The following is an 8,686-nucleotide window of genomic DNA, read 5'->3' on the forward strand; positions in this document are numbered from 1 at the left end:
ACTTCGCCTCCCGGAATATTGATTCCCATACCTACCTGCCGACCCGGCATCAACATACCGAATGGATAATAATCACTGGCACTAACCACTTCCGCCTGGAAATAATCATAGATTCCATCTGAATCGGTGTCTATCCCGACTTTCTTATCCGATACCGTAGCCAGCACATTGCCCAAATGATTGCTTAATTCAAAGAACTTCTGCCCTCTTTCAAAGATACCATTCGTACTGGTTCCCAACAAATTGATGGAAGTGCCTGCTGAAACCGGTAAGTCCATATTGATCCGGCGGTTCCAGATGCCCATGCGGCTGCTTCCATACAAATGATGTTCTCGCAGCCACAGCGTATCCGCAGCCAGGTTAGTACCGGTGTATTCATACACCGCCATTACGTTCCCCGAGGCATCCCGGCTATACCAGGTGTACTGATCCGGTTTACCCTGGTATTGAATTCTCTTGCCGATCCGGTTACCCGTCGCATCGTAGGTATAAGATATTTTTGTAATATCCACAGGATTCACAGCTGCTTTTTCGATGGCCAGGATCTTCCCATACACACTCCATTGAATATTGGTGATGTTCTCCGTTTTATCCTGGATCATATTTCCAATGGCATCATACACATAATTACTGTCCGCTCCATTTGCCAGGCGACTTACCTGATCATCCAGGTCCACTGAATAATTGGAGGAACCAACCCCATCGGCCACTACGCGCAGGCGGTTATTTCGCTTATTACCATTTACATCGATGAAATAATGATAACTCAGGCTATCCATTTGTAAGGTTCCACCATCAACCGTGGTTCCCTGACGGAGATACCCCAATATATTCCCATTTCCATCGTAGCGGATACGTTCTTTATAGTCTTCCGTACCCGTTAACGAAGTCCAGTTATTAGACCCGGTGGAATAACCCCGATAGGTATCCATCCTTGTCAACCGGTTTAACTGGTCGTACTTATAGGTATAGAGCTGGGGCTGATTCAGGCGCCCGATATTCACCCCCATGCTGCTGATATTCCCATTGTACAATGGTCGATACTCGCCATTCGGAAGAAATGCAGAATGGCCGGGGAAGGGATTCCTGTCGCTGATAGCCGCATAATCACCGCTGAAATAATTCAACTGGAAACTAATTGCATCGCGGGCAACAAGGCTGGAACTGGCACCATCTGCCCCCATATCCAAGCCAGGAGCCAGCCCCATACTATTTACCCCTTTCAGCCAACCCTGCAGGGTATAGGCATAGTCGAGTGCCTGTACCTGCTGCTGCCCCAATATGGTGCGGGCAAGGGGTCCGTGCTGGTAATAATCATAGTGCGCATCATGTTCTTCCAGGTCCCGGTCGCCAATAAGAATTTTTGAATCCGTGGTATATACATCGGTTAACCGATTATCGGCATCGTATTCATAGCGGTGATAAAGCTGATCTAACTGGCCGGGTTGGTAATGTACCTGATTCACTTTGCCACTGATCAGGTCATATTTATACGCAAGCACCTTAAACCGGTTATCGCCATGAACCCCCATTATACCAGAGCGATATTGCTGAAGAAGCGTATCAACATTTCCATGAATATCGTAACTATAAGTAGTAGAATAGTCAAACAGACTGGCTCTTGGTAGTCCTTCCCCATCGGCCAACAGGAAATCATAGGTCCTTGAATAACTAACCCGGTTTCGAAGCGTATAAGTTTTCTGATTTACCGGAACCGTTTCCACCAGTGAAAGCGTTGGATCTGGTGCATCATATACCGTACTGGTAACCTGCTCCGCTAACGTCAAATCACTGTTCGCATTCGTATACGTAGATTTAACCCAGGCATTAAGTAACCCGGGATTGCGGGAAAGCTCGTTGGTCATTTGGTTAGCCTGAGGTTTTTGCCCTACTTCTGTAATACGCCCTATGAAATCGTAGGCGGTGTAACTGTATTTCTCTTCCAATGCCTGCTGCGCATTCTGACTTACCGATAAGCGGCCCAACCGATCATACCAGAACGAACTTTTTCCACCATCCGGCGTGTATTGACTTACAACCTGGTTGAGACTATTATACCGGTAAACAGTAGCTAACCGGTGTTCAGGAACCTGGTATTCGCCCAAGGATTTTTTAAGTGCCACTTCGTCTAGCCAGGCTTTATTTCTATTAGGTTGTACTCCTTCCGGCGGCACTGTTTTGACAAGATTACCGGCCAGGTCATAATAATAGAGGGTATAATGATATTCACTAACCGGGTGGCTGACGGTAAACTCTTCTAAATGAACAGCCGACAAACATTTTTGCAGGTAATCGGATTCAAACTGTCCGAGCAGGGAGTCGCGTTTAATCCGGAATAACTCAGTTGCCAGCATGGTGGCAATACTGGTACTGTCTGAACAGGGATCTTCCTGGGCAAACTCCATCGGATCATTTAATGCTTCGGCTCTTCCACAAAGCAGGATACCGCGCGGGGCTTCACAGGGTATAGGTTTGCACTTTTGCTCAGCGGCTATTCCAAAATCTTCGCCATTGCCAAAAATTGAAGCAACACCTGTTATTGCAATCGTATCTCTGGTTATGGGCAATTTAAGAACAGTTAGGCTATATGAGCCCGTATCTGGCGTAAAGGGGGCCCATCCGCAAGTCAGTTTCCCCTTTTCGGACAACACCTGGTAGGTATATCCCTGGTATTGATTATTACTGAATGCATCAAGCAACAATCCCTTTCCATTTGTTTTTTTCTTTATACCATCAAAAGTATAGCCAGGACCAACCACCGCAAACGGGGTAAACATACCAGAATCATTGGAAGCTACCGGAGCGGCTGCTATTGTTCGCATATCGAGCACAGAACTCCAACCAGTAAGTGTATCATGCTTTCTGATAAATATACTGGAATCGATTAAATAGGCAGAATAAAGCGTGCTGTCCTCATCGCTGGTAATATAATGAACACCTGCCGTTGAGCTATCTTTAAAATATATTTTTTGCGTTCCAAGAATCGAACCATTTTCAGCAATATTGGTGACCCCCATATAGTTCGCTAAAGGAGACGACGGATTACCTGTCACCTGATTCTGAAAATAGGTAGCCACATTAAACCCATTTTTAGCAGGCACTATTTCAGTGAAAGCAGTTTGGTCACGAGGTCCTCTATATTCAGCCAATTGCGAACTCTGACCTGTTTTTTTGGCAATCGAAAATTTAAAGCCTACACCGTCATCAATAATCACGCCACCTTGCAAGGGGAAAGAACTTATAGAACCCACCAACAGAATAGAGTCTTTAGTTTCAACAGCATCCATATGATTTAACCCATACCCTTCGGTATAAGTGGATTTTGGTAATGCATACCGGAATTGCTGCAATATGACGCCCGCTTTATTTAAATGAAAAAACCGAATCGCCGGCCTGCCGTAAACAGAATCTTCATGACCCAGCAGCACAAATTTTCCAGTTCGGGTCTCCAATAATTTAAAATTAGTATTCATTACTCCACCCATGTTCCTAGACCAGTTGATCTGGCCAGACTTATCAAACTTGGTCAGATAGTAAGCACTGTGTCCACCTTGCCCGTTTACAGCCAGAAAACCGCCATCTTTTGTTTGAATAATTTTGATAAAATCGGGTAGTGTATCCGTATAATTTTTTCTCCATACGGCAACTCCTTTTGCATTCTTTTTCAGCAGGAAGCGACTGGTACTGGAAGTTTCAGGTTTATTAATATTCGCTTTGCCTCCAAAAATATAACCTCCTTCCAGCGTAGTTGTTGACACCTGAACCTGCAAATTTCCTGAAATATCCAATGCACTATCTGTTAACAGTTTCAATGTTTCACTAAACCCTAATGCGCAATCAGCACTATCACAATAACTTGGAATTCTTCCGAATTTTGCCGAATAAATAGAATCAATCTGGCTAATGGTGAAAGAAGTTCCGTTCGAAGAATTATAGAAACCGGTAAATTCTTCGCGGCAATCAAGCGGAACAAAGAATCCAGGGTCGGGAACTTTTATAGTCGGATAATCATTAAATGTTTCCTCGTGCACCAAGGTGTCATTTCCCCTATATAAGCGCATCCAATCCATTTCAAAAGTTCTACCCTCAGAAGCAGTAAAATGACAGGTAGACAAATGAGTTATATAACTTTTGTTATCCCGCACATATGATTTTACCTGAACGCTGTCTACATACACTTTAAAAGAATCTATTGTAACCTGAATTTTTATTACACGCCAATCTGCAAAGGAAACCCTCTTTCCAAATGCGCTATCATAGATACGGGTACCTCTATAACCAATATACCCTAAATCCTGTGTGAGCGAAAATGAAACCCCATAGTCCTCATCCAAACTAACTGTTGAATCGTTGATACTTTTATTTCCAACAAAAAATGAAAGACCGCCACCGCCGGGATTTTTCACCCTGGCTTCTAGAGCATATTCATTAAAAACCTTTGTATATCTTACATTATTAAATACAGCCCCACCCCACCTGATTGAACTGTCGCGGTATGCAGCATGAAGCCTACCCGAATCAATAATATTCAAAATACCGCGATCGGTAGCATCCACGATTGGCCTCAAATTATTAACTAAGCCGCCAGCACTCCACAAATATTGACCATTATTACCCCTGTTGGCAAACTTATCAGATTTTGCACTATAATAATATTGAAAATCATCTAGCAATTTATGGAGCTTAATAGCAGTTGTATCTGTCCAGCTAAAGGAACCTGGCATTCCTGCAGAATCAAGCGCACAGCTATCCATAAAGGACAAATATTCGAGATGGCTGAATGAAAAACCCAGCTGGTTATTCATATAACTACTAAAAACGCGATTTACCTTTTGTTGGGTGGTGTCAGTTTCTTCATATACTGGAATCTGTCCGGGAAATTTGCTTTTAAATCCAGCATATACCTGGTCAATACGTTCACAAGGCACACAAGCTTCGCCGGTTGTGCACCGAAATATAGGTGGCAGGGATACCGGTTTTGGCAGGTACTTACAACTCAAACCAATATCATTACACAACATTCGAAGTGTATCAAGACTACCCTGACTTATATCCGTATTATACTTCAGCTTCAAAAACTGGCTAAAACTGGCATATTCACTATAAACAGACTGGTATTGATTGTAATAGGTACTGATCTGTTCGCAGGCACAATCATCCGGTTTAGAATAAAGCGGCTCATTTACTACTGGTGCACTATGTGAATACGGCAAAGGCCTGTCCAGTAAAAATGCATTGCAATCAATATTTGTTGTTCTTCCTGTTGAATCATTGTAAAATTGAATAACCGCCTCAAAATCTTTGAATCTATAGCTGCTGCCGGGTCTCACAGAGGATGAGCCATATGGATGGTCCAAATCAGCCCCTTCCTTACAAACCTGTACCAAATAACCGATTAACACCGCTGAATCAGCTGCTGTGTAATAATCACAAGGCCGCTGAAGTTTCCTCCACCAGGTCGATGCAAATGCCAAACAGTTATCCTCAAATAACTGGGCGGTTCTTTCGGAAGCCATTGCCCGGTAAACCGAGGTATCTGATCCAAACCCCTCTTTCGCCATTAAATCAGAGGCCGATGCAAAATGAGCAACACATGGTTCACTTATCTTTATATAGGAGGGATGGCTTTTTATCTGAGCAACGATCCAATCCTTCTTTAGTGTACTGTATTGCGACCTGAAAGCCCGCCATGCCATATCCAATTCACCTTCACACAAAGCTGACTCACTAAAGAAATTATCTACTTGATTCCATTCCTGTACGCAGGAAGGATCGGCCGTATAATAATCCGGGCATTTGCTCATTGCAGTAGCGAGCCCCCATAAATGAATGGCGGTACCATTAACAGATGTATAGAGAAACATCTTGTTTTCAATCTGAAATTTAGCAACTGCACCTATAGAATAGTCAATAAACAAAGGATCTACATTCTCAACGGGAAATCTAGCGGTGACAGACGCAGCAGTAGAGCCAGTAGGGTTTAAATAACCTTTTGATTTTGCTTCTGCATAGGTTTCCGTTTTAGAAAATTCTTCTTCCCATATATGACTTGCTGAAAAACTTTCGTACAATTCTAGCCCGGCTCTTTCGGGATGAATTTTTAACAATTCTTCTGCCCAACTGATTTGGAAATTTTCAATAAACTCTTCAACCGTCAAGCTATTGGGTGAAACCAAAACACCTTCCCTATTTATAACTTTCGCCGGCGCTCCATTTTCATCCAGATAAACAAGGGACGGATTTCTATAGCTATTAAAACCATTATTAAAAATGGAAAAACAGCGATCTAAAATTGGATTACCCAATTCATCAACTGTTGCAGTGTCCGCATACTGACCAATTAACGGATACATATCAAACAACATATCTTTCCGGTAACTCTGGTACTCCGTTACCGGTTCGGGCTCGATAGCACAATTCATATCAGACCGAACAACAGCCATTTGCTCAACAAGTAATGAATCATAATTAATACAGGTATTGGCTACCAGATAAACACTGTCTCTATAAAAACCAATAGCAGCTTCACTTACGCTAAGCTTCTTCGTAATGTTATAAACCCCAGGCTGTAAACTAACAGTAAAACTGGTATCCAATGGATGTACCAGTCCGCAAATCGTATCAATTTCAAATAGTTTAAAATTTGATTTATTGATTACAATCGGGCTACCGCCCAGCAACTGGTTATTACAATCGTCGGTTATGGTAATCGTAAGGTCATACAAGCAATCATAACAAATATTTCTTTCCTCACAATCTGCCAGTGTTAACGTATCAGCACCCATTGTATAGCTAAAAGAATGGGTACCTTCCCTGGTAACAATAAGGGACTTAGTTGCCTGTACGGTGGTTCCACTTAAAATATTATTCGTAGCCGTTACAATACTTTCTGTTTGAACAGAATCACGATAGGATGAAAGTGTATCCAAATTTGACGGAGGTATACCAGCTAATGCAGTGGCAACTGTTCTTCCATGCATATCCATGTAACTAACGCTGTATTGGCCATTGGCATCCCGTACCATATTCTTTTGGTAATGAGTTGCATCGCCGGCTTCAGTACCAAATAAAGCATCCAGGTCGGTTTGCTCCGGATTAGCGTAGTAATACCTGGTTTCATGGCCGCTGCCAATCTGGAAATCCTTACCAACGCCCCCCTGCCTGTTGATCCGGCCGGTATTATCCTGTGAATATTGGGTTTCCGTAAAAGCATACCCTTTTGCATTCGGAATAAACTGGTTGTACAAATGCTCTTTTGACGGATTATTATCTGAATAATACCTGGCGGCACCACTTGACACCCCCATGCTATCCGTAAAAGGAGCACAATAATCGGAAGCAGATAATAAGGTATCATAAATTCGCTTGTCGTATTCACTGCTATTTATATGATGTACATTAAAGCCAGGTGTATACCCTATAAGCCGCGATAAAGACGGAGCCGGCAACACCTGTATTACAGGCCTCCCTTGTTTATCATAGAATGTTTCTGCTACAATGGTAGAATCGGTGGTATTATCCCTTGTTATTGTCTGGCGATTCCGTAAACTGCCATCAAAATATTGAACCACCGACTTTCGTTTAGCCTCTTCGGCAAAAGAGGTAGTGGATTGCCAGTTCAGTTTTCGCTCATGCCCCAGAAAATCGTGTTGCCCCAAGCCCCCTTCACTAATAAAATCAGAGCTCCAACTGGTAGACAATAATTCACCACCAGGGCTAACCTGCACCCCTCTGACCCGGTAAAACAAGGTACCTTTTCCATCGTACAATAACGGTATCATACAAGTATCGGCCGAAGTACGAATTCTGGTAGCATTATTGCGGAATAACAAGGTTGGATTAAGCTGCCCTCCAACCTCGTATTTTCCGCTTGCCAGTGAGGATGAATCTATATACGTCCACTCTACGTCATATGATTCTATAACAGGGTTAGGCGTCCACGAAATTTTAAGTTCCCCATATTCCTCTATAGTGGAAATATCTTTCGATACAAGTCGTATGGCATTCTCAGCACAATCCATCGTTTCGCCTGTAATCGGGTTCATGGTATAGTCCCGATTAATTATCATTTTATTCTCTAATAAAAGTGAAGGCCGAATAATATCCAGAACACCTGCGCTAGCAGTAACTTCCAGGACTTTAACCTGCAATTCATAAGCCCCCTGTAGTATAACATAATCACGAGCCTTATAAGGCTGTTCTTTTGAATAGCTAATTTTTAACGTTTTTTCAGATATAGAATCCTGCAATTCATCCACATTCTTATAGATCAGCCTAATTTTAACCTCGGCACTAAATGTATCGGGCAATACAGGATTTGCGTACTCATTTAAACGTAAACTAACAATATTGTAAAGCGAATTTGTTTGAAGTATGGTAGGTTTCAACGACGGATTAAAAAAAACAGTATCCTGGATGCTTATCAACTTTCCTTCGAGAATGGAATCACCCAAAAGTAAATTTGTATAAACAGGCTCCTGTTGTGCCTTAGCATCCGGCACAATTAATACACTTCCGAATAAAAAGGCAACTCGAAGTATTCTTGTAATAAACATTTTCATAATCCTGTCAGGTTTAATGCTTCAAATAATCAGCTCTACTAATTAATTGTGTTCTATTCCTGTGCCACGCCATTTATATAAAGATCAAAATTATCATACGGTGCTTTAGAATACAGTTTTGCACC

At 42.4% G+C, this 8,686-nt stretch carries 1 protein-coding gene; it reads right to left on the reverse strand.

What is annotated here, in order from left to right:
* The coding region (locus A1D16_RS06705) for a DUF6443 domain-containing protein (RefSeq protein ID WP_290708559.1) at nt 1–8,561 on the reverse strand (8,561 nt) is incomplete at its 3' end.
* Between the last annotated feature and the right edge of the window lie 125 nt (nt 8,562–8,686).

It is taken from the genome of Flavihumibacter sp. CACIAM 22H1 (genome assembly GCF_001601815.1).
Classification (GTDB): domain Bacteria; phylum Bacteroidota; class Bacteroidia; order Chitinophagales; family Chitinophagaceae; genus Flavihumibacter.